Below are 22,097 nucleotides of genomic sequence, written 5' to 3'. Positions count from 1 at the left end.
CTCAACACAAGGTCCCTCGCGGGGCCTTTTTTGTTGCCCGCGGCGGCCCGCTCCCCTCCCACCCGATCCTGACCGACCGACCGAACCGACCCTGAGGAAAATCCCATGTCCCGCGAGATGACCGGCGCCGAGATGGTCGTGCAGACCCTGATCGACCAGGGCGTCAACACGCTCTTCGGCTATCCCGGCGGCGCCGTGCTGCCGATCTATGACGCGCTGTTCCAGCAGGACAGCGTCAAGCACGTGCTCGTCCGCCACGAGCAGGGCGCGGTGCACGCGGCCGAGGGCTATGCCCGCTCCTCCGGCAAGGTCGGCGTGGTGCTGGTCACCTCCGGCCCGGGCGCGACCAATGCCGTCACCGGCCTCACCGACGCGCTGATGGATTCCATTCCCGTCGTCTGCTTCACCGGCCAGGTGCCGACCCATCTCATCGGCTCGGACGCCTTCCAGGAGGCCGATACGGTCGGCATCACGCGCCACTGCACCAAGCACAATTACCTGGTGAAGAGCATCGAGGACCTGCCGCGCATCCTGCACGAGGCCTTCTATGTCGCGCAGCACGGCCGGCCCGGCCCGGTGGTCGTCGACATCCCCAAGGACATCCAGTTCAAGACCGGCAAATACGAGAAGCCGCGCGACAACCAGCACAAGACCTATCGCCCGCAGATCAAGGGGGATCTGGCCAAGATCAAGGCGGCGGTGGAGATGATCGCCAAGGCCAAGCGGCCGGTCTTCTATACCGGCGGCGGCGTCATCAATGCCGGCCCGCAGGCCTCCCAGCTGCTGCGCGAACTGGCGCGCGCCACCGGCTTCCCCGTCACCTCCACGCTGATGGGGCTCGGCGCCTATCCGGCCTCCGACCCGCAATGGCTCGGGATGCTCGGCATGCACGGCACCTACGAGGCCAATCTCGCCATGCATGGCTGCGACCTGATGGTGAATATCGGCGCGCGTTTCGACGACCGCATCACCGGCCGGATCGACGCCTTCTCGCCGGGCTCGAAGAAGATCCACATCGACATCGACCCCTCCTCCATCAACAAGAACGTCAAGGTCGATATCGGCATCGTCGGCGACTGCGCCCACGTCCTGGAGGACATGGTGCGGCTGTGGAAGGAGGTCGCCGGTCAGGTCGACAAGGCGGCGATCAAGGCCTGGTGGCTGCAGATCGACGGCTGGCGGGCGCGGAAATCGCTCGCCTACAAGAACGCCACCGACGTCATCAAGCCGCAATATGCGCTCGAGCGGCTGGAGGCGCTGACCCGCGGCCGCAAGCGGTTCATCACCACGGAAGTCGGCCAGCACCAGATGTGGGCCGCGCAATATCTCCATTTCGACGAGCCGAACCGCTGGATGACCTCCGGCGGTCTCGGCACCATGGGCTACGGCCTGCCGGCGGCGGTGGGGGTGCAGCTCGCCCATCCGAAGGACCTGGTCGTCTGCGTGGCGGGCGAGGCCTCGGTGCTGATGAACATGCAGGAGATGTCGACGGCGGCGCAGTATCGGCTGCCCGTCAAGATCTTCATCCTCAACAACGAATACATGGGCATGGTGCGCCAGTGGCAGGAGCTGCTGCATGGCGGGCGCTATTCGGAGAGCTATTCGGCGGCGCTGCCGGACTTCGTCAAGCTCGCCGAGGCCTATCACGCCAAGGGCATCCGCTGCGACGACCCGGCAAAGCTCGATGCGGCGATCATGGAGATGCTCGACTATCCCGGCCCGGTCATCTTCGACTGCATGGTGGCCAAGGAGGAGAACTGCTTCCCCATGATCCCCTCGGGGAAAGCCCACAACGAGATGATCCTCCCCGATTTCGAGGGCGAGACCGGCGACATCATCGACGCCAAGGGCAAGCAGCTGGTGTGAGGCTGCCCGCCGCCTCCATCCCGATCATCGCAAAGAACCAGACATGACCCAGTCCCAGTCCGCCTATTTCCTGTCCGACGCCCAGCCGCCGACCCGCCGCCACACGCTGGCGGTGCTTGTCGACAACGAGCCGGGGGTTCTTGCCCGCATCGCCGGCATGTTCTCCGGCCGCGGCTACAATATCGAGAGCCTGACGGTCTCCGAGACGGAGCACGAGAAGCACGTCTCGCGCATCACGATCGTCACCACCGGCACCGAGAAGGTGATCGAGCAGATCAAGACCCAGCTCGACCGCCTCGTTCCGGTGCACCGGGTGGTGGATCTCACCGTGCAGGGCGAGGCGCTGGAGCGCGAGCTCTGCCTGGTCAAGGTGCGCGGCAAGGGCGATGCCCGCGTCGAGGCGCTGCGCCTTGCCAGCGCCTTCGGCGCGCGCACGCTGGATGCCACCCTCAACTCCTTCGTCTTCGAGCTGACCGGGACGACGGAGGAGGTCGAGCGCTTCATCCGCCTGATGGGCGTGGTCGGGCTGGTTGAGGTGTCGCGCACCGGCATCGCCGCCATGAGCCGCGGCGCGGAAGGCATGCAGGAAGCCGCCTTGCCGGACGGCGCGCAGGGACGCTGAATGCGCCCCTCCTGAGGCCGACCCAGTTCGAAGGCACCCCATGCCGACGCATCTCTCCGTCAACGTCAACGCGATCGCCCAGCTGCGCAACCGGCGCAACCTGCCCTGGCCGAGCGTCACCGGCCTCGCCCGCATCGCGCTGGAGGCGGGCGCCGCCGGCATCACCGTTCATCCACGGCCCGACGAGCGGCATATCCGCCGCCACGACGTGTTCGACCTTGTCGCCATGATCCGCGCGGAGTTTCCGAAGGCCGAGTTCAATATCGAGGGCTATCCGGACGAGCGGTTCCTGGCGCTGTGCGAGGAGGCAAGGCCCGATCAGGTGACGCTGGTGCCGGATGATCCGGCGCAGGCGACCTCCGACCATGGCTGGGATGTCGTGAAGGACGCCGACCTGCTGAAGCGCGTCATTGCCCGGCTGAAGGCGGGTGGCATGCGCGTGTCGATCTTCCTCGACGCCGACCCGGCGCTGGTGGCGGGTGCGAAGGCCACCGGCACCGACCGGATCGAACTCTATACCGGCCCCTATGGCCATGCCGCCGACCGGAACGGGCAGGCGGCCGAACTCGACAAGCTGGTTGCGACGACGGAGGCGGCGGTGGCCGCCGGCCTTGCGGTCAATGCCGGCCATGACCTCACCCTCGACAACCTGCCGGCGCTGATCGGCCGGGCATCGGCCATCGCCGAGGTCTCCATCGGCCATGCGCTCACCGCCGACGCGCTGATCTACGGCATGGCGGAGACGGTCAGGCGGTACAACGCGGCATGCGGAGGCGGAGCGGGATGATCCCTCGCGCGTTGTCTGCCTGCGTCTTTACCCTCCGTATCGTTTCGGATATACGCGGGATATCCGATATGACATGGGAGGCCGGTCATGCGCGGTAAGGCTGCGCAATGGGGCAACAGTGTCGCCGTCCGCCTGCCGAAGGAGATCACGTCCAGGCTGGGGCTCAGCCCCGGCAGGCCCGTTGAGATCACGAGCGAGGGATCGAAGGTCATCATCGAGACGAGGGTTGCCGAGCGGGACCTGCCCGTGCTGGATCACCTGAGCCTTGTCGCCGAGATGGAGGCACTCGGCGGCGCCGCCTATGATCCCGGCGGCGTGCCGTTCGAGGACACGCTGTCCGAATGGCCCGAATACAATGACCGCCCGTGATGACCGGGGCCTCATCCCGGAGGCGGGAGACCTCGTCTATGTCACGTTCGACCCGGCTTTCGGGCGCGAACAGTCGGGCGAGCGGCCGGGCCTCGTGCTGTCGCCCGAGGCCTATAACCGCAATTCCTCCTTCGCGCTCGTGTGCCCCATCACCTCCAACCCCAAGCCCTGGCCGTTCAAGTTCGACCTCGGGAGCGTCTACCGCGTTTCCGGCTTCGTTCTGGTCGACCAGATCAAGTCGATCGACCGCGGCCGCCTGCTCCGTGTCGCCGACCGCGCCGACGAGGCATCCGTTCGCAAGGCGCAGGCCATGCTGATCGGCCTCTTGAACATTCCGTCCGGTCAGTGAAAAGAACGCCCGGGCTCATTACAGACGCCAACAATCCCAAGGAAGGACTCCCTGCCATGCGTGTCTATTACGATCGCGATGCCGATCTGAACCTCATCAAGTCCAAGAAGGTCTGCATCGTCGGCTATGGCAGCCAGGGCCATGCCCACGCGCTGAACCTGCGCGACTCGGGCGTCAAGGATGTGGTCATCGCGCTGAAGGCGGGCTCCGCCACGCGCGCCAAGGCGGAGGCCGCCGGCTTCACCGTCATGACCCCGTCGGAAGCCGCCAAGGTCTGCGACATCATGATGATGCTGACCCCGGACGAGCTTCAGGCCGACATCTACCGCGACGACCTGCACGGCAACATGAAGCAGGGCGCGGCGATCATGTTCGCCCATGGCCTCAACGTCCATTTCAACCTGATCGAGGCCCGCAAGGACCTGGACGTGCTGATGGTGGCGCCGAAGGGCCCCGGCCACACGGTGCGCTCCGAATATCAGCGCGGCGGCGGCGTGCCGACCCTCATCGCCATCCACCAGGACGCCTCGGGCAATGCCCATGACCTCGGCCTGTCCTATGCCTCGGCCAATGGCGGCGGCCGCGCCGGCATCATCGAGACGACCTTCAAGGAAGAGTGCGAGACCGACCTGTTCGGCGAGCAGGTGGTGCTCTGCGGCGGCCTGGTCGAACTGATCAAGGCCGGCTACGAGACGCTGGTGGAAGCCGGCTACGCGCCGGAAATGGCCTATTTCGAGTGCCTCCACGAGGTCAAGCTGATCGTCGACCTCATCTACGAGGGCGGCATCGCCAACATGAACTACTCGATCTCCAACACGGCCGAGTATGGCGAGTACGTCACGGGTCCCCGCATCATCACGGCCGAGACCAAGGCCGAGATGAAGCGCATCCTGACCGACATCCAGTCGGGCAAGTTCACCCGCGAGTGGATGCTGGAGAACAAGGTCAACCAGACCTCGTTCAAGGCGACCCGTGCGCGCATGGCCGCCCATCCGATCGAGGAAGTCGGCGCCAAGCTGCGTGACATGATGCCCTGGATCAAGGCCAAGGCCCTCGTCGACAAGACGAAGAACTGAGGCCGCGACGGGTGCGCGCAAGTCGCGCACCCTTGCCGCATCAAAGCCAGGGCCCTCGTCGACAAGACGAAGAATTGACCGGTCTGACATGTGGACGGGCGCGCTGTGGTGCGCCCGTTTGCATGTGCGGGCCTGATGCGCCGCATCCCGCGCCGCACCCTGTTCACAACCGCGTGTGACAGCAGGGAATGCCGATTCTGTCGCGTTGCTGCCAAGGTCGGGGTCTCTATTGTGCTGATCATGCAGCTGTCTCGTGCCATCGCTTCCGCAGTCCTGGCGGGTCTTGTCGTGCTGTCTCCAGCCAGCCGGCAGGTGGCGGCGCAAACCTCGCCGGACCCGGCGACCCTCGTCCGCGCGGAACTGATCGCCGAACCGGCCGCGATCCGGCCGGGCGAGCCCTTCACCGTTGGCGTGCGGCTGACCATGAAGGAGCACTGGCACACCTACTGGATCAATCCCGGCGATTCCGGCATGGCGACCGAGATCCGCTGGACCCTGCCGGAGGGCTTTTCCGCCGGCCCGGTCCAGTGGCCGGTGCCCGAGGCGATCCCGGTCGGGCCCCTGATGAACTACGGTTACGAGGGCACGGCCACGCTGCTCGTCCAGATCACGCCGCCGGCGGGCCTCGCCCCCGGAACGCGCGCCGCGATGAAGGCCGACATCGCCTATCTCGTCTGCCAGCGCGAATGCATTCCGGGCGAGGCGGCGCTGTCGCTTTCGCTGCCGGTCGCCGGACCGGTCGAGACCGGACCGGGCGGCGGTTTCTCCTCGCGCGACTTCGCGGCCGCGCGGGCCGCCCTGCCCATGGCATCGCCCTTCGAGGTCCGGTTCCGGGTGTCCGCCGAGAGCCTCGTCATCGAGCCGGCGGCGGGCGGGCCGGCGACGGCGCTGCGCTCCATGCGCTTCTTCCCGGCCTCCGGCGAACTGATCGAACATGCCGCGCCGCAGTCCCTTGCCATGCAGGGCGGCCAGCCGGTTCTGACCCTGAAACGCAGCCAGCTGATGCGCACCAGCCCGCAGGCGGTGGACGGCATTCTGGTCGTCGAGGAGGCGGTCGACAGCGGCACCGTCCGCCACGCCTTCGCGGTCTCGGCGACGCCTGCAGCCGCTGCGCCGGCCGGCGCCGGGTCGGTGACCGGCGCAACGCTGGTCCAGGCCCTGTTCTTCGCCCTGCTCGGCGGCCTCATCCTCAACCTGATGCCCTGCGTCTTCCCGGTCCTGTCGCTGAAGGTGCTGCACCTGACCGGCCATGGCGCTGCCCCCGCCTCCCATGCCCGGGCCCATGGCCTTGCCTATGCCGCCGGGGTGCTCGCAACCTTCGCGGCGCTGGCCGGCACCCTCTATGCGGTGCGGGCGGCAGGCGCAGAGGTCGGCTGGGGCTTCCAGCTGCAATCGCCGGTGGTCGTCGCGGCGCTGGCCGCGCTGCTGCTCGCCATGGCGCTCAGCCTGTCGGGGGTCGCCGAATTCGGCCTGTCGCTGACCCGGGCCGGCGGCAGCGCCGCGGCGCGGCCGGGCCTTGGCGGATCCTTCCTCACCGGCTTTCTGGCGACCGTCGTGGCCACCCCCTGCACCGCGCCGTTCATGGGCACCGCGCTCGGCTTTGCCATGGTCCAGCCGCCGCTGGTCGGTCTCTCGGTGTTCCTGGCGCTGGGTCTCGGCCTTGCCCTGCCGGTTCTGGTGCTCACCTTCATCCCGGCTCTGGTGCGGCGCCTGCCGCGCCCCGGCGCCTGGATGGAGACGCTGAAGCAGGTGCTGGCCTTTCCGGTCTATGCGACGGTGGCCTGGCTCGTCTGGGTCCTGTCGCAACAGGTCGGGCCCACCGGCATGGCAGCGGCTCTTTCCGGGCTGGTGGCGGTCGCCTTTGCCGTCTTCCTCATCGGCAAGGCGCAGAATGGCCCCGGCCGCCGCGCTCTCGTCGTCCGGGCTTTCGCCGCTGCCGCCCTTCTGGCGCTGCTGCCGGCCGGCCAGATCATCGCCGCCGACGGCGGGCCGGTCGCAGGCGGCGCGGCGCAGCCGGTCCAGGCCGGCACCGAACCCTTCACGCAGGCGCGGTTCGACGCGCTTCTTGCCGAACGCCAGCGGCCGGTCTTCGTCAATCTGACCGCGGCCTGGTGCATCACCTGCCTGGTCAACGAGCGGACGGCCCTGTCGTCCGAGGCGGTCCAGCGCCAGTTCCGCGAGCGCAACGTCGTCTATCTCAAGGGCGACTGGACCAACCGCAACCCCGAGATCACCCGCGTCCTCGAGCGGCATGGCCGCAGCGGCGTGCCGCTCTACCTGCTGGTCGGTCGCGACGGCGCGCCGCGCGTCCTGCCGCAGATCCTGACCGAGCGCATGATGCTCGACCATCTCTCCAGCCTCTGACCTCAATCCTCCCCCCAGAAGGATATTGCGATGACCAAGCCAGCCTTTCGGTCGCCCCTCATCAGCCGCCGCACCGCGCTTGCCGCCGGTGCCGGACTTGCCGCGCTGCCGTTGGCCCCGATGCCTTTCGGCCGGCCCGCCGCGGCCCAGCTCGCCGCCGCGCGCGTCAATGCGCCAGCGCCCGCCTTCGCCGCCGCCGACAGCAATGGCCGGGAGGTGACGCTGGCCGACCTGCGCGGCAAGACCGTCGTGCTGGAATTCACCAATCACGACTGCCCGTTCGTCAGGAAGCATTACGGCACGTCCAACATGCAGAACCTGCAGCGCCGCTGGACCGAGCGGGGTGTCGTCTGGCTGACCATCGCCTCCTCGCCGCGCGGCGAGCAGGGCCATGTCACGCCTGAACAGGCCAACGAACTGACCCGCAGCCGCAATGCAGCGCCGACCGCGGTGCTGCTCGACGGCGGCGAGCAGATCGTGGCGCGGGCCTATGGCGCGCAGGTCACGCCGCACATGTTCATCATCAATGCCGAGGGGCAGCTGGTCTATGCAGGCGGCATCGACGACCGCCCCACGGCCCGCGCCGCCGACGTCGAGGGTGCGCGCAACTTCGTCGATCTCGCACTGACCGAGCTGAGCCAGGGCAAGCCGGTGTCCAACCCGACGACCCGCGCCTATGGCTGCGTGGTGAAATACAGCTCCTGATCGGCGGGCGTGGCGGCAGATTGCAAGGGACGGGGGCGGGAGGTGCCGCCCCCGGGTCCCGGGAATGACGGAAATGCTGCCGATTCATCGTCCGGGGACACTTCTGCAGGGCGTCCGGGTGGTATCGTGGATAGCACATATGTGCCATCCTGTTGACGGCCGTTCGGTAAACCTTCACCAAGAGGAGCTTGCCGGCAGGCGGTACCGGCATCCGGAGCAGTAATGGCGCATCCGAGCCTGCGCGTCGTATCGGGTCTGCCCCTCGTCAGGGAACGCCTGGCGCGTCTTTATGCCGAGAGGCGCGCGGGCAACGGGGCCGCTTTTGCGGCCGCCTTCGCCGAGGACGGCGTTTTCCATCTGATCGGCGACTCGCGCCTGGTGCCGCAGGCCGGCCCGCGCCGCGGCCGCAAGGCGATCGCCCTGGTCGTGGACGACCTCTACGCCACCTACGAATATGTCGATGCGCTGATCGTCGACATGGCGGTGGATCTGAATGCCGCGGTCATCCGGCGCCAGCTGACGCTGAGGTCGCGCGACAGCGGCGGCGTCGCCGAATTCGAGGCGGTCGACTTCATCCGCATGCGCGACGGCGAGATCGTCGAGCTGAAGCAGTTCATCGACACCGCCTCCCTCGCGCTGCTGGCGGGGCGGATATGATGGCCGGGGCCGACGGTTCGCGCGTGTCGGCCGCCGGCCTGTCGCGCCTGCAGCTCGAGGAGACGGTGCGCAGCCTCTACCGGGCCCGCTACGAGGGGCTGGCCGACGAGTATCTGGAATATTTCGCGCCCGATGCGCGGGTCTCGGTCCACGGCAATCCCGCCCTCAACCCCGGGGCGGGGATGCGGATCGGCCATGACAGCATCCGCCGCCTGCTGGCCGACCTGCACCGCATGAACCGCTATCTCAGCTACCATATCGACGACATCGTCGTGGACGGCGACATCATCGCCGTTCACTGGCGGGCCGAGCTGGCCTTCCTCGACAGCGGCAAGGGTGGCGAGTTCGAGGTCATCGACCTGATGCGGCTGCGCGACGGGCTGATCGTCGAACTGCACCACTATTACGACACCGGCTCCATGTCGCTGGCCAGGGGCCGGATCACGCTGGCCTGAGCCAGCGGCAGGCGGCCGCGCGGGCCACCCGCCGCGCCGGGCTCAGAACCGCACCCGCTCCCGGATAGCCGTCAGCGCCGTCTGGTTCACCGACGTGCCGGCCATGCGCCGCTCGAAATCGGCCCAGTCGCGGAAACGACCCTTGGCCCGCTCGGTCAGGATCGCCTGCGCCCGCGCCGCGCCGATCTGCGGCAGGCTGTCGAGTTCGGTGGCATTGGCCGTGTTGAGGTTGACCCGCGCGGCCTGGGCCTGGCCGGCCGGGGCCTGAGGGCGCTGCGTCGTTGCCGGGGGTGTCGCAGGCGTGGTGGCGTGCCTGGCCGGCTGGGTCTGCGTCGTGGCCGGCCGCTGCTGCTGCGGGGTCGGCGGCGCGGTCTGGGCGAGGACCTGGCTTGCAAGAAGGGTCGCGACGGCGGTCGCGGTCAGTAGGCGCGTGAGGGCCATGGTGTCATCCTGGTGCCGGCCTGCCTCCCGGGCGGAGCGGCGGCCGGCCGCCCGCTTCAGCCCTGCCGGATCTGCTGCCCGGCTCACCCATCACACTGGCGCAGAATGTCCGGCCTTTGAAGGGATGGTTGCGATTTTGTGGCAGGATGTGAAGCGCCGATGAACGGCCGCGCCCCGCGTGCCGCTGATGGCTCGCTTCACCGAAGGGAATTGGCGCGATGCAGCACCGGCCGATAGGCTGGCCATCCCGTTCCTGCACAGCCGGCCGCGCCGATGAACATTCTCTCCATCCAGTCCTGGGTTGCCTATGGCCATGTCGGCAATGCCTCGGCCGTCTTTCCCATGCAGCGGCTCGGCCATGAGGTCTGGGCCATCCACACGGTGCAGTTCTCCAACCATACCGGCTATGGCGCCTGGAAGGGCCGCGTCTATGACGGGCCGATGATCGAGGAACTGGTGGAGGGCATCGCCGAGCGCGGCGCGCTCGCCCGCTGCGACGGGGTGCTGTCCGGCTATATGGGCTCGCCCGACATCGGCACGGCCATTGTCGGCACCGCCCGGCGGGTCAAGCAGGCCAATCCCGCGGCGCTCTACTGCTGCGATCCCGTTATCGGCGATGTCGGCCGCGGCATCTTCGTGCGGCCGGGCATTCCCGAATTCATGCGCGACCAGGCGGTTCCGGCCGCCGACATCATCACCCCCAACCATTTCGAGCTGGAATATCTGTCCGGCCGGACGGTGACGACGCTCGCCGACGCGCGCGCGGCCGTCGAGGCGATCCGGGCCAATGGGCCCCGCATCGTCATGGTGACGAGCCTGATCGTCGAGGACACGCCCGACGATTCCATCGACCTCATCGCCTGCGGACCGAACGGCGCCTTCCGGCTGCGCACGCCGCGCCTGTCCGTCTCGGTCAATGGCGCGGGCGATGCCATCGCCGCCCTGTTCTTCGTCCATTGCGCGGACAAGGGCGACGAGGCCCATGCCCTGTCTCGGGCCGCCTCCTCGGTCTATGGTCTGCTCCGGCGCACCGAGGCGGCCGGTTCGCGCGAGATCCTGACCGTCGCGGCCCAGGACGAGTTCGTCGCGCCGACGCAGATCTTCACCCCCGAGAGGCTCGCCTGAGCCTCCAACCCCCGTTTGGCTCCCATGTCCCGCCGCTTCAACACGCTCGACGTCTTCACCCACACGCCGCTGGCCGGCAATCCGCTGGCCGTGGTCCATGACGCGGCCGGGCTCGACACCGCGGCCATGCAGACGATCGCCGCCGAGTTCAACCTGTCGGAGACGGTGTTCGTGCTGCCCGAGGTGGCGGCAGGCCACCGCGCCGATATCCGCATCTTCACGCCGGGGGCCGAACTGCCCTTTGCCGGCCACCCGACCGTCGGCACCGCCATCATGCTCGCCCTGATGGATGGGCTGGCGCCGGGCAGCCGCACGGAATTCGTGCTCGGCGAGAAGGCCGGACCTGTGCCCTGCCGGGTCGTGCGCCATACCGATGGTCGCGCCGAGGCGACCTTCACCGCGCCGCGCCTGCCGGCCGAGACGGGACCCGCGCCGGATGCCGCCCAGCTTGCGGGAATCCTCGGTCTGGAAGTGCGCGATATCGGCTTCGACGGGCACCGGCCGGGTCGCTGGGGCGCGCCGGTCTCGTTCTGCCATGTGCCGGTCAGGACACGCGCCGCCCTCGACCGCATCCGGGTCGACACGCGCTGGTTCGCCGAGACCTTCGCCGCCATCGGCGAGGACCATCCGGCGATCTTCGCCTATAGCCGGGAGACGGTGGACCCGGCCGCGGCCTTCCATGCGCGCATGTTCGCCCCCGGACTGGGCATTGCCGAGGACCCGGCCACCGGCTCGGCCGCGGCGGCCTTCGCCGGAACCTTCGCCCGCTTCGACCGGCCCCCGGACGGCACGCATGCCGTGTCGATCGAGCAGGGTTTTGCCATGGGCCGGCCGAGCCGGATCGACCTCGGCGTGACGATGGCCGGCGGTGTGGTGACAGCCGTGACGATCGGCGGCGGCGCGGTGGTCATGGCCGAGGGGCGGCTGGCGGTCTGAACGCTGCCAGCAATCTTTTACCGACAGCACGCACGAAAAACCCGCCGGTGTTGACCGGCGGGTTTGTGTGGTGTCGATCCCGAGGATCAGCGACGGCAGACGCGCTCGCCGTAGCGGTTGACCCAGCAGCGCCGGCGCGGCGTGGTCTCGGCGCCGATCACGGCACCGGCAACACCGCCGATCGCAGCGCCTGCAAGCGCGCCACCGCCCGTCCCCGTGGCGAGGCCACCGATGAGGGCACCGGTGCCAGCACCGATCGCGCCGCCCGCGACCGCACGCTCCTCGCGCGCCGTGCAGGCGCCGAGCATCAGCGCAACCATCCCGACGAGTGCCAGTTTCCTGACCATTGATTCTCTCCTGATTGGGCCCCCACCCCGATTGGACCTTATGGAGGCCGACGTGACTTTGCGATGAACGCCGCAGCCTCAATTCGGTTCCATGCGGCAAGCGAAAATTGTTCAGGGTGCGCTGGCCACCTGTTGCTGCGGGCGGAACAGCCGGCCACGCTCGGCCACCAGCACCATCGCCAGGGCCGCCAGGCCGCAGGCCGCAAAGCCGATCACGGTCGGCGTCGCGCTGCCGTCGAACTGCTGGCCGATGAAGAAGCCGATGGCCGCCCCGCCCACCGTGGTGACGAAGCCCTGCACGGAGGAGGCTGTGCCGGCGATCCGCCCCAGCGGGTCCATGGCCATGGCGCCGAAGTTCGAGACCATCAGCCCGAAGCAGAACATCGAGGCGCCCTGGAACAGGCCGAACACCCAGATCGTCTCCCGCCCGGCAAGCGCGAAGCCGGCATGGACCAGCGTCAGCACGACATAGCCCATCAGCGCCGTATGCGAGACGCGGCGCATGCCGTAGCGCTCGACGATGCGCGAGTTCACGAAGGCGGCGAGCGCCATGAAGGCGGCAATGGCGGCAAACACCGCGGTGAACCATTCGGGCGCGTGGAACACGTCCACGAAGATCTGCTGGGCGGCGTTGATGAAGCCGAACAGCCCGCCGATCATGAAGGTCATCGCCAGCATGTAGCCGAGCGGCACGCGCAGCGAGAGGCAGGCGCCGAAGGCCGCCAGCACCGAACCGAAGGCAATCGGCCGGCGGTCGTCGGGGCTGAGCGTTTCGGGCAGGGCGCGGGCGGCCCAGACCGCCACCACCGCGCCGAACAGGCCGAGCAGAAGGAAGATCCACCGCCACGGCGCCACCAGGATGACCAGTTGCCCGATCGAGGGGGCAAGGATCGGCACGGCCAGGAACACGATGAAGGCGAGCGACATGATGCGCGCCATCTGGCGGCCGGCGAAGCGGTCGCGCACGATGGTCACCGCCAGCACCCGCGAGCCCGCAGCCCCGATGCCCTGCACGACCCGCGCCACCATCATGGTCTCGAAACTGGTGGCCGCGGCCGCGGCAAGGCTCGCGACCGTGTAGATGGCAAGGCCGGCCAGCAGCACCGGGCGACGGCCGAACCGGTCGGCAAGTGGCCCGAACAGGATCTGCGCCGCCCCGAAGCCGAGCAGGTAGGAGGTGATGATCCACTGGCGGTCATTCGCCTCGACGATGCCGAGCGCGACGCCGATCTCCGGCAGGGCCGGCAGCATGGAATCGATGGCCAGCGCATTGGTTGCCATCAGCGCGGCGACCAGTGCCACGAAGGCACGCAGTCCGGCAGGCTGGCGGGTCCTGTCGGCTGCGGCCGGGACGGGAGACTCTGCCGGGACGGGAGACATGGGCGGGTCCCGGATGAGCCTTGCGGGAACGGAAGCGGCACGGCAGTGGCCTCAGCGCCCGGACAGGGGCCTGCGGCTGCCGCATCGGTGTGATGGTTTGCCTTGTAGGGCGGTTGCTGCACTGCAGCCAGCCCGGTTCCGAATATCTGACCCTCGTCCGGTCCCAAGTCCGGTCCCAAGTCCGGTCCCAAGTCCGGTCCCAAGTCCGTCCCCAGGTCCGTGCACAAGTCAGCGCGGCCGGCTGCGACCCATCGTCTCCCGCGGCGTCCCGCATGAACATCCCGCGCCGGGGGGACTGTCGCGCCGGGCCAAGTTCGGCCAATCTTGGGGCGAAGGCCGCCGGTACGGACGGCCCATTCGCAAGAGGACATGCCCATGATCAACCGCCGCACCGCATTGACCGGACTTGCCGGGGCGCTGGCTTTGCCGGCCATCCGGACTGCCTCGGCGCAGGCCGCCTGGCCGACGGCCCGCCCGATCCGGATGATCGTGCCCTTTCCCCCCGGCGGTTCGACCGATGTTCTCTCCCGCGTGATCGGCGAGCGCCTGTCGGCCGCACTCGGCCAGACCGTCGTGATCGAGAACCGGCCGGGCTCGGCGGGCAATGTCGGCGTCAACGCCATCGCCCGGGCCGATGCCGATGGCTACACGATCGGCGTGTCCACCATCGGTCCGCTGTCGGCCCATGTGGAGCTCTATCGCTCGCTGCCGTTCAACCCGCGCACCGACTTCACCTATCTTGCTGACATCTACGAGATTCCGAACATCTTCGTGGTCAATCCGCAGAACCCGGTGAAGACCGTTCAGGAGTTCATCGCCTGGGCCAAGGAGAAGGGCGCCGGCAAGGTCAGCTACGGCACGCCCGGTATCGGCACCACCGCCCACCTGTCGACCGAGTTTTTCTCGCGCAAGGTCGGCATCGAACTGCTGCACGTGCCCTATCGCACGGGCGCCGTGGCGGTGCAGGACCTGATCGCCGGCCGCATCGACATGATGTTCGACAACCTGCCGACCATCATCGGCCAGATCCAGGGCAAGACCATCAAGCCGATCGCCGTCTCCACCGCTCGCCGCTGGCCGGACCTGCCGGACCTGCCGACCATGATCGAGAGCGGCATTGCCGGCTTCGACGTGACCTCCTGGTCCGGCATGCTCGCGCCGAAGGGCATTCCGGACGCCATCGCCCAGCGCCTGACCGCCGAGCTGGTCAAGATCGGCGAAGACCCGGCCTTCGTGAAGCGGTTCCAGGACATGGGCGCGATCTCGACCATGAAGGGACCGGACGTGCTGAAGGCGCGCGTGGAATCGGAGATCCCGCGCTGGGCCGAGGTGGTGCGCGCCGCCGGCGCCAAGGTCGACTGAGCCGACAGGCTGTCAGCCACGCCGGCCGGACGCGGCGATGCCCGTCGTTCGGCCGGCTTGTATCACTGTGTGAAATGCCGTTTCGTCCAGACACATTTCTGTCTGGAGACGAAACCCATGTCCGCCACCACCCGCCGCACCGCGCTCGCAGCTCTTGCGGGCGTTGCGGCCGCCACCGTCCTGCCGGCCCGCGCCCAGGCCTTCCCCTCCAAGCGGGTGACGCTGCTGGTGCCGTTCCCGCCCGGCGGTCCGGTCGATCTCGTGGCCCGCCAGATCGGCCAGAAGCTGCAGGAGCAGTGGAGCGAGACGGTCATCATCGAGAACCGTCCGGGTGCCGATGCCGTGATCGGCGCGCAGGCGGTCCAGCGGGCCGATCCCGACGGCCACACGCTGCTGGTCTGCGCCATCCACCACTCGGTCCATCCGAGCCTCAAGGCGAGCCTGCCCTACAATTTCCTCGAGGATTTCGTGCCGGTGAGCGGCGCCGGCAATTTCCCGATCATCGTCTGCGCCCATCCCTCCATGCCCTTCGACGACATCAAGGGCCTGATCGCCCATGCGAAGGCCAATCCGGGCAAGCTGTCCTACGGCTCGGCGGGCGTCGGCGGCGGCACCCATCTGGCGGGCGAACTGTTCAAGAGCATGACCGGCACCGACATCCTGCACGTCGCCCATCGCGGCAGTGCGCCGGCCATGAACAGCCTGCTCGGCAACCACGTCCAGCTGATGTTCTCGGACGGGCCGACGGCGGTGCCCCAGGTTCAGGGCAACAAGGTCAAGGCCTTCGGCATCAGCCCGGCGCGGCTCGCCCTCCTGCCGAACCTGCCGACCATGCCGGAGGCCGGCCTACCCGGCTACGAGGCCCATTCCTGGGCCGGCATCGTGGCGCCGAAGGGCACACCGGCCCCGATCGTCGAGCGGCTCAACGCGGCCATCGTCAAGGCGCTGCGCGCGCCCGACACGGTGGAGAGGTTCGAGCGCTTCGGTGCCCAGGCTGCGCCCTTGACGGCTGACCAGTTCGGCGCCTTCCTGCGCAGCGAGACGGCGAAGTGGGCCAAGGTGATCCAGGACGCCAACATTCCGAAGCAGAACTGAGGGCGGCCGTCCGGCGCTGTGGCGGCCGGGTGGACTATGACCGACGCGATTCCCACCACGAAGCTGCCCTCCGGCGAGGTCATCCCCGCGCTCGGCCAGGGCAGCTGGACGCTCGCCGGGCGGCGCCAGCGCCGGGAAGGCGAGATCGCGGCGCTGCGCCTCGGCCTCGACCTCGGCATGAGGCTGATCGACACCGCCGAAATGTATGGCGACGGAGCCTCGGAGGAACTGATCGGCGAGGCCATCGCCGGCCGGCGCGACGAGGTCTTTCTCGTCACCAAGGTCTATCCGCACAATGCCGGGCGGCGCAGCGCCATCGAGGCCTGCGAGCGCTCGTTGAAGCGGCTCGCCACCGACCGCATCGACCTCTACCTGCTCCACTGGCGCGGCGCGATCCCGCTCGCCGAGACGGTGGCCGCCTTCGAGCAGCTGAAGCGCGAGGGCAAGATCCGCCACTGGGGGGTGAGCAATTTCGACCTCGACGACATGCAGGAACTGATGGCCGTGGAGGGTGGGGCGAACGTCGCCGCCAACCAGGTGCTCTACAATTGCGGCCGCCGTGGCATCGAGTTCGACCTGATCGGCTGGCAGCAGGCCCGTTCGATTCCCGTCATGGCCTATTCGCCCATCGAGCAGGGCCGGCTGCTGCGCCATGCCGCGCTGGTGGAGGTGGCCGGTCGCCATCCCGGCGCGACGCCGGCCCAGGTGGCGCTCGCCTGGACGATCCGCTCGGGCGGCGTCGTCACCATCCCGCAGATGGGCACGGTCGGGCATATCCGCGAGAACCGGCCCGCTGCCGGCCTCGTCCTGTCGGCCGGGGACCTCGCCATTCTGGACCGCGCTTTCCCGCCGCCGCGCCGGGCGGGCCCGCTCGCCATGCTCTGAGCGCCCGCAAGCCCCCGCAACGCTCCCCAACAGGCAGCAATGCCTGTGCCCCGGCAACTCCCTCACAAGGCCATCAGGCGCCCGGAACGCGGTCGCCACAGCCTCAAGGGAGACCCGCATGACCATGTCCAACCCGATCAAGATTGCCGCCGTTGCGCTCGCCCTCGGTGGAACATTCACGGGCGCGGCGCAGGCGCAGGACGGCCACCAGCGCTGGTTCGACGTCGTCAACGCCTCGCGCACCACCGCCATCCATTCCGTCTATGCCACCCACCGCGACCACGCGACCTTCGGCCGCGACCTGCTCGGCCGCCACATGATCGCGCCCGGCGGGCGGATGCGGGTGCAGCCCTCGTTCCACCGCGGCTACTGCATCTTCGATGTGCGCGTTCGCTACGAGAGCGGCCGCCAGGTGACCCGCTGGGGCGTCAACCTGTGCTCGATCACCGCGCTGGTGGTCTCGCCGAACGGCTCCATCGCCGTCCGTTGAGCCGCAGCCATGGGCACCGATGGCCCCCGGTCCCGGCCGGGGGCTTTCGCCCGTCGTGGATCAGGCCGCGTCGGCGAAACAGGCGCGCGCGCCCGGTCCTCCCGCGGCAAGCCCCGCCACCAGGGCAGGGAGCACCACCGGCCGCTCGATCATGAGAAGGCGCGCATCCTCCGGATGGGTCCGGATGTCGAAGCCGTTGGCCGCGGCGAGAGCGGCCATGGCCTCGTTGTCGCGCAGCGTCTCGCCCGCGAGCCGGCTGGCGCCGAAGCTGAGCGCCAGCCAGGCGATCCTGGCGAGCAGCCGCGTGCCGAGGCCGCGCCGGCGCCAGTCATCGGCCACCGACAGGGCGAATTCCGCCGTGCGGGGAGCCGTTCCGGCAGCCACCAGCGCCTCCCCCACCACAACCGGGCCCGCCGGCCCCTCCGCCTCGGCGACGATGGCGCGCAGCCGCCCGCCATGGCCGGTGACGATGCGCTCGATCTCGCGAGCGGACAGTTCATTCACGCCACCCAGATAGCGGTTGCGCCGCGAGGCGGGCGACAGCGCCTTGACGTGAGCGGCCAGTGCCGGGCCGTCCAGGGGCTGGACCGGCCGGATCAGGGTCTGGCCGGTGCCTAAGATCGCGGGGAGGGGGGCGGAGCCGTCCATGGCGTCACGCCGCCCTGCGGACAGGCGTTTCGGCGCTGGCGTCCACCGGGGCGGCGGCCGGTGCGGTGGCGCCGGTTCCGGGCGGCCAGACATCGACAGCGGCGGGCCCGGCAATCGCGCAGACCAGTGCGAGGCCCTGCCGGTCGATCAGGAAGCGCTCGCCCGCCTCCAGGACGATGTCGCGGCGGTCGCTGTCGATGGTGATCCACACAGCGCCCGACCGGCAGGCGACGGTGGTGCCGATGGCATCGGTGAGGCGGATCAGGCCGCCGCGGGCAAGGTGCAGGCTCGCATCGTTGGACAGACACATCATGGCGGTCATCCTTTGCATGATCCCTGGTCATTGCCAGTGCGGCGCACGGGCCTGAAGGATCGACATATTGTCAGGATGCGCGCATGATTACGGCGGTGCAAACGAGCATTTCTCACTTGCAGCATGAGTTTCACGAATGTCAAAAAAGCGCTACGACCTGCCCCCGCTGGACTTCATCCAGGGCTTCGAGGCCGCCGCCCGTCACCTCAGTTTCACGCGCGCCGCACGCGAGCTGTTTCTCACGCAGTCGGCGGTCAGCCGCCAGATCAAGACGCTGGAGGAGGCGCTGGAGACGCATCTGTTCGAGCGCCGGCATCGCTCGCTGGCACTGACCGATGACGGCCGTGCCTTCTACGACATGAGCGTGGAGGTGCTGAACCGCGTGCAGCAATCCATCGACCAGATGAAGCGCCGCCGCGCCACCAACCAGCTGGCCGTGACCACCACCACCGGTTTCGCCTCGCTCTGGCTCATCCCCAGGCTGAACCGCTTCACGCGCACCCGTCCGGAGATCGAGGTGCGCATCGTCGCCAATGACAGGACGCTGAACCTCGACCGCAGCCTGATCGACGTCGCGATCCGCTACATGCCGGCCAATGCGGTGCCGCCGGATGCCGAAACCCTGTTCGGCGAGGCCATCCAGCCGGTCTGCAGCCCCGCGCTCGTCGCCGACAACGCGGCCCCGCTGCGTCGCCCGGAGGACCTGAAGAGCCACACCCTGCTGCATCTCGACTACGGGCCGGCCCACAAGACCTGGTATGACTGGGGCACCTGGCTGACCTCCTTCGGCCTCGATGACCTCAGGCCCGCCGGCACGCTGCACTTCACGCGCTATGACCAGATGATCCAGGCGGCCATCGCCGGGCAGGGCGTGGCGCTGGGGCTTTCACCGCTGATCGACGAGCAGATCCGCACCGGCCAGCTGGTGGCCGCCTTCGAGAAGATCGCGCCCAGCTCCAAGGCCTATGTGCTGATGCTGGCGCGCGCCGCCGCCGGGCGGCCGGAGGTGGCCGCTTTCTGCGACTGGCTGCGGGAGGAGGCAAGGGAGGAGGCGCGGGAGGGGAACGCTGCCGCGCCCGCCGCCGGTCAGCGCCCCAGCAGATAGCCGGAATGCTCCACGCATCCCGCGAAGAAGACGCGCTGTGCCGCCGTCAGGCCGTTCTGGTCGCGGGCGGCTTCGCGGCTGGCGCTCTGCTGCAGGGCGGCCTCGTAGCAGGCGCGCGTGGCGAACGCGGGCGAATAGACCTGGCGGGAGAGATCGCCATCCCTCAGCCGCGCCTCCAGGCGCTCGACCGCGGCGGTCTGGGCCGGCGTGAAGCGGAAAACGCGGTCGGCCGGCGGCTGGTCGTCGGCCGGCGCAGGCATGGCAAGGGTCACGAGAAGGATGCAGGCGAGGGCAGGGCGGATCATCGGCTGGCACGTTGGCGGGTCGGGTTGCAGGTCATGCGCCTGCCTTGCCCTGCAGGCATTGCCCGGCCATGCCACGCGGGCGGGCGGGCGTTTCAGCGCTCCGGACCGCCGCTCTTGCCGCTGCCGCCGTCCTCGTCGTCATCCTCGGTGACGGGGATGGCATAGGCGCCGCTCAGCCAGCGGTTCAGATCGACATCGGCGCAGCGCTTCGAGCAGAACGGCCTGAAGCGCAGCGTGGCCGGCTTGCCGCAGATCGTGCAGGGACGAACCGGGTCGAGCGGGCGGTCATTGTCGGGGGCGTTGTCGTTCACGGCGGCAGTCATGGCCGATGCATATGGGGCATCAGCCGCGATTGATCCAGCCGAGCGTGACCGGATAGCCGGTCGCACCGATCAGGCCGACGGCTTCTGACAGCGGCAGGCCGACGACATTGGTGTAGGAGCCGACCATGGTCACCACGAAGGCACCGGCAATGCCCTGGATCGCATAGCCGCCGGCCTTGCCGCGCCATTCGCCGGAGGCGAGATAAGCCTCGATCTCCTCGCGCGACAGCCGCTTGAAGCGCACCCGCGTCTCGGCGAGCTTGGCGGTCGCCCGGCCGGCCTGGTCGACACGGCACAGGCCGGTATAGACCCGGTGCGAGCGGCCCGAGAGCAGGCGGATGCAGGCGGCGGCCTCCTCCACCGTCTCGGCCTTGGGCAGGATGCGCCGGCCGACGCAGACCACCGTGTCGGCGGCAAGGATCACCGCGCCCTTCCAGTCCTCCTCGTCGCGCAGCCGGCGGGCAGCTTCCGCCGCCTTCTCGCGGGCGAGGCGCTGGGCGAGCTTGCGCGGGCTCTCGCGCGGGAACGGCGTCTCGTCGATCTCGGCAGGCACGAGGCGATCCGGCTCGATGCCGGCCTGCTGCAGCAGGGCGAGGCGTCGCGGCGAGCCGGAGGCCAGCACCAGCAGGGGCCGGCCGGGGACGGGGATCGGTGCCATGGACGCCTTGTCTGGATGCCGGGACGGGAGACCGTCCGTTCGATAGCGGATGGCGCGGGGCTTGTGAACCGCCGCAGGCATGTGGCTTAGGGATTGGCGGAGTCTGGGGACGCCATGGCCCCACCCTCACCCTCCCCGCTGCGCGGAGAGGGGGACTTTGGCCGCCAGCCGGTTCTTCAACCGACGCGCCTGGCGCGACCGTTGCTGCCGAAGCAGGACGTCATAGCCCCCCTCTCCGCGCAGCGGAGCGAGACGGGGCGGGTGAGGGTGGGGCAAACCTGCGAGCACGCCGATAGTGTCTGCCACCCTCCCTTCGTCCGGTTGGATTTTGCGGCGCAGCAAGCCATAAATCGGCAAAAGGGGATCACGTCATGCCGAAGACCAGTCCGGGCCGCTTCTTCGAGGATTTCCGCCTTGGCGAGACGCTGCGCCATGCGACGCCCCGCACGGTGACGGCCGGGGACGTCGCGCTCTACACCGCCCTCTATGGCCCGCGCTTCGCGGTCCAGTCCTCCGACGCCTTCGCGAAGGCCATCGGCTATCCCCACGCGCCGGTGGACGATCTGCTGGTCTTCCACATCGTCTTCGGCAAGACGGTGCCCGACGTGTCGCTGAATGCCGTCGCCAATCTCGGCTATGCCGACTGCCGTTTCCTCTGCCCCGTCTATCCCGGCGACACGCTGTCCACCGTCTCCGAGGTGATCGGCCTGAAGGAGAATTCCAACCGCCGGACCGGCGTGGTCTATGTCCGCTCGCGCGGCTTCAACCAGCACGGCGACGAGGTGCTGGCCTATGTCCGCTGGGTCATGGTGAGGAAGCGCGACGAGGCCGCGCCCGCGCCGCCCGAGCATGTGCCGACGCTGCCGCGGGCGCTGGAGCCCGACCAGCTCGGCGATGCCTGCCCGCTCACCGACCCGGCCGCCTATGACACCGGCCTTGCCGGCCAGCGCCACCGCTTTTCCGATTATGTGCCCGGCGAGCAGATCGACCATGTCGACGGCATGACCGTCGAGGAGGCCGAGCACATGCTGGCCACCCGCCTCTACCAGAACACGGCGAAGGTCCATTTCAACCAGTTCACCGAGGGCCAGGGCCGCTTCGGCCGCCGGCTCATCTATGGCGGCCACGTCATCTCGCTGGCCCGCGCGCTGTCGTTCAACGGGCTGGCAAATGCCTTCCATGTCGCGGCGATCAACAGCGGGCGGCATGTCGCCCCGCTGTTCGCCGGCGATACGGTCTTTGCCTGGTCGGGCATTGTCGACACGCAGATCCTGCCCGGCCGCGACGATGTCGGCGCGCTGCGCATCCGCACCATCGCGACAAAGGACAGGCCCTGCGCCGATTTCCCGCTGGTCGCCGGCGAGGACTATGACCCGGCCGTGATCCTCGACCTCGACTACTGGGCGCTGATCCCGCGCTGAGCCGGGGGAGGGG

Annotated in this window: 26 protein-coding genes; 18 read left to right on the top strand and 8 right to left on the bottom strand. The window is 69.0% G+C overall.

Annotated features, from left to right (window positions below):
* Positions 1-105: 105 nt before the first annotated feature.
* The 10 genes from ACTIFS_RS07800 to ACTIFS_RS07755 all read left to right on the top strand — a co-directional run bounded on the left by ACTIFS_RS07800 (position 106) and on the right by ACTIFS_RS07755 (position 9,250).
* On the top strand, positions 106-1,866 hold the full coding sequence (locus ACTIFS_RS07800) for an acetolactate synthase 3 large subunit (protein ID WP_439573491.1): 1,761 nt from the start codon (positions 106-108) through the stop codon (positions 1,864-1,866).
* Between the two features lie 43 nt (positions 1,867-1,909).
* The gene (gene ilvN, locus ACTIFS_RS07795) at positions 1,910-2,488 is read left to right on the top strand and encodes an acetolactate synthase small subunit (protein WP_439573490.1); all 579 of its coding nucleotides are present in this window, start codon (positions 1,910-1,912) and stop codon (positions 2,486-2,488) included.
* Between the two features lie 40 nt (positions 2,489-2,528).
* A complete protein-coding gene (locus tag ACTIFS_RS07790; protein ID WP_439573489.1) occupies positions 2,529-3,275 on the top strand; it encodes a pyridoxine 5'-phosphate synthase in 747 nt (248 codons plus the stop codon).
* Between the two features lie 87 nt (positions 3,276-3,362).
* On the top strand, positions 3,363-3,644 hold the full coding sequence (locus ACTIFS_RS07785) for an AbrB/MazE/SpoVT family DNA-binding domain-containing protein (RefSeq protein WP_439573488.1): 282 nt from the start codon (positions 3,363-3,365) through the stop codon (positions 3,642-3,644).
* Positions 3,631-3,993, top strand: a complete 363-nt coding sequence (locus ACTIFS_RS07780; RefSeq protein WP_439573487.1) for a type II toxin-antitoxin system PemK/MazF family toxin — start codon at positions 3,631-3,633, stop codon at positions 3,991-3,993. Before ACTIFS_RS07785 ends, ACTIFS_RS07780 begins: the two co-directional genes overlap by 14 nt.
* A 56-nt stretch (positions 3,994-4,049) precedes the next feature.
* On the top strand, positions 4,050-5,069 hold the full coding sequence (gene ilvC, locus ACTIFS_RS07775; protein WP_439573486.1) for a ketol-acid reductoisomerase: 1,020 nt from the start codon (positions 4,050-4,052) through the stop codon (positions 5,067-5,069).
* A gap of 240 nt (positions 5,070-5,309) precedes the next feature.
* Positions 5,310-7,433, top strand: coding sequence for a protein-disulfide reductase DsbD family protein (locus ACTIFS_RS07770; protein WP_439573485.1), 2,124 nt, complete (start codon positions 5,310-5,312; stop codon positions 7,431-7,433).
* A 30-nt stretch (positions 7,434-7,463) separates the two neighbouring features.
* Positions 7,464-8,138: a redoxin domain-containing protein gene (locus tag ACTIFS_RS07765; protein WP_439573484.1), complete on the top strand. Its 675-nt coding sequence runs from the start codon at positions 7,464-7,466 to the stop codon at positions 8,136-8,138.
* Between the two features lie 222 nt (positions 8,139-8,360).
* Positions 8,361-8,795, top strand: coding sequence for a nuclear transport factor 2 family protein (locus ACTIFS_RS07760; protein ID WP_439573483.1), 435 nt, complete (start codon positions 8,361-8,363; stop codon positions 8,793-8,795).
* Positions 8,795-9,250: a nuclear transport factor 2 family protein gene (locus ACTIFS_RS07755; RefSeq protein WP_439573482.1), complete on the top strand. Its 456-nt coding sequence runs from the start codon at positions 8,795-8,797 to the stop codon at positions 9,248-9,250. Before ACTIFS_RS07760 ends, ACTIFS_RS07755 begins: the two co-directional genes overlap by 1 nt.
* A 42-nt stretch (positions 9,251-9,292) precedes the next feature.
* Here ACTIFS_RS07755 and ACTIFS_RS07750 read toward each other — a convergent pair whose 3' ends face one another.
* Positions 9,293-9,691, bottom strand: coding sequence for a ComEA family DNA-binding protein (locus ACTIFS_RS07750; protein ID WP_439573481.1), 399 nt, complete (start codon positions 9,689-9,691; stop codon positions 9,293-9,295).
* A gap of 273 nt (positions 9,692-9,964) precedes the next feature.
* Between ACTIFS_RS07750 and pdxY the strand changes: the two genes are divergently transcribed.
* Positions 9,965-10,816, top strand: coding sequence for a pyridoxal kinase PdxY (pdxY, locus tag ACTIFS_RS07745; protein ID WP_439573480.1), 852 nt, complete (start codon positions 9,965-9,967; stop codon positions 10,814-10,816).
* A gap of 24 nt (positions 10,817-10,840) precedes the next feature.
* Positions 10,841-11,752, top strand: a complete 912-nt coding sequence (locus tag ACTIFS_RS07740) for a PhzF family phenazine biosynthesis protein (protein WP_439573479.1) — start codon at positions 10,841-10,843, stop codon at positions 11,750-11,752.
* Between the two features lie 86 nt (positions 11,753-11,838).
* On the opposite strand, the gene ACTIFS_RS07735 is transcribed toward ACTIFS_RS07740, so the two are convergent.
* Both ACTIFS_RS07735 and ACTIFS_RS07730 read right to left on the bottom strand, forming a co-directional pair.
* Entirely contained in the window at positions 11,839-12,099 is a 261-nt protein-coding gene (locus ACTIFS_RS07735; RefSeq protein WP_439573478.1) for a glycine zipper domain-containing protein, read from the bottom strand.
* Positions 12,100-12,210: 111 nt separating this feature from the next.
* Positions 12,211-13,479, bottom strand: a complete 1,269-nt coding sequence (locus tag ACTIFS_RS07730; RefSeq protein ID WP_439573477.1) for a multidrug effflux MFS transporter — start codon at positions 13,477-13,479, stop codon at positions 12,211-12,213.
* 375 nt (positions 13,480-13,854) lie between these two features.
* Here ACTIFS_RS07730 and ACTIFS_RS07725 point away from each other — a divergent pair, with 375 nt between their 5' ends.
* The 4 genes from ACTIFS_RS07725 (at position 13,855) to ACTIFS_RS07710 (ending at position 17,311) form a co-directional block, all read left to right on the top strand.
* On the top strand, positions 13,855-14,841 hold the full coding sequence (locus ACTIFS_RS07725) for a Bug family tripartite tricarboxylate transporter substrate binding protein (protein ID WP_439573476.1): 987 nt from the start codon (positions 13,855-13,857) through the stop codon (positions 14,839-14,841).
* Between the two features lie 117 nt (positions 14,842-14,958).
* On the top strand, positions 14,959-15,936 hold the full coding sequence (locus tag ACTIFS_RS07720; RefSeq protein ID WP_439573475.1) for a Bug family tripartite tricarboxylate transporter substrate binding protein: 978 nt from the start codon (positions 14,959-14,961) through the stop codon (positions 15,934-15,936).
* Positions 15,937-15,972: 36 nt separating this feature from the next.
* On the top strand, positions 15,973-16,821 hold the full coding sequence (locus ACTIFS_RS07715) for an aldo/keto reductase (RefSeq protein WP_439573474.1): 849 nt from the start codon (positions 15,973-15,975) through the stop codon (positions 16,819-16,821).
* 118 nt (positions 16,822-16,939) lie between these two features.
* The gene (locus ACTIFS_RS07710; RefSeq protein ID WP_439573473.1) at positions 16,940-17,311 is read left to right on the top strand and encodes a hypothetical protein; all 372 of its coding nucleotides are present in this window, start codon (positions 16,940-16,942) and stop codon (positions 17,309-17,311) included.
* 60 nt (positions 17,312-17,371) lie between these two features.
* Here the strand turns inward: ACTIFS_RS07710 and ACTIFS_RS07705 are convergent, their stop codons facing one another.
* Positions 17,372-17,959: a GNAT family N-acetyltransferase gene (locus tag ACTIFS_RS07705; protein ID WP_439573472.1), complete on the bottom strand. Its 588-nt coding sequence runs from the start codon at positions 17,957-17,959 to the stop codon at positions 17,372-17,374.
* Between the two features lie 4 nt (positions 17,960-17,963).
* Positions 17,964-18,272 (bottom strand): DUF2917 domain-containing protein, encoded by a 309-nt coding sequence (locus ACTIFS_RS07700; RefSeq protein ID WP_439573471.1) that lies wholly within the window; start codon positions 18,270-18,272, stop codon positions 17,964-17,966.
* 136 nt (positions 18,273-18,408) lie between these two features.
* Between ACTIFS_RS07700 and gcvA the strand changes: the two genes are divergently transcribed.
* The gene (gene gcvA, locus ACTIFS_RS07695; RefSeq protein ID WP_439573470.1) at positions 18,409-19,377 is read left to right on the top strand and encodes a transcriptional regulator GcvA; all 969 of its coding nucleotides are present in this window, start codon (positions 18,409-18,411) and stop codon (positions 19,375-19,377) included.
* Here gcvA and ACTIFS_RS07690 read toward each other — a convergent pair.
* The 3 genes from ACTIFS_RS07690 to ACTIFS_RS07680 form a co-directional block, all read right to left on the bottom strand.
* Positions 19,359-19,682, bottom strand: coding sequence for a hypothetical protein (locus tag ACTIFS_RS07690; protein WP_439573469.1), 324 nt, complete (start codon positions 19,680-19,682; stop codon positions 19,359-19,361). The two genes, gcvA and ACTIFS_RS07690, sit on opposite strands and share 19 nt — an antisense overlap.
* A 92-nt stretch (positions 19,683-19,774) precedes the next feature.
* Positions 19,775-19,993, bottom strand: a complete 219-nt coding sequence (yacG, locus tag ACTIFS_RS07685; RefSeq protein WP_439573468.1) for a DNA gyrase inhibitor YacG — start codon at positions 19,991-19,993, stop codon at positions 19,775-19,777.
* A 31-nt stretch (positions 19,994-20,024) separates the two neighbouring features.
* Complete coding sequence (locus tag ACTIFS_RS07680) at positions 20,025-20,663, bottom strand: Maf-like protein (RefSeq protein WP_439573467.1); 639 nt, start codon at positions 20,661-20,663, stop codon at positions 20,025-20,027.
* 371 nt (positions 20,664-21,034) lie between these two features.
* Here ACTIFS_RS07680 and ACTIFS_RS07675 point away from each other — a divergent pair, with 371 nt between their 5' ends.
* Entirely contained in the window at positions 21,035-22,084 is a 1,050-nt protein-coding gene (locus ACTIFS_RS07675) for a MaoC family dehydratase (protein ID WP_439573466.1), read from the top strand.
* Positions 22,085-22,097 lie beyond the last annotated feature (13 nt).

This window comes from Phreatobacter sp. (genome assembly GCF_051860605.1).
Classification (GTDB): Bacteria; Pseudomonadota; Alphaproteobacteria; order Rhizobiales; family Phreatobacteraceae; genus Phreatobacter.
Note: the sequence above shows the minus strand (reverse complement) of the source record. Positions and strands in the feature narration are given on the sequence as shown.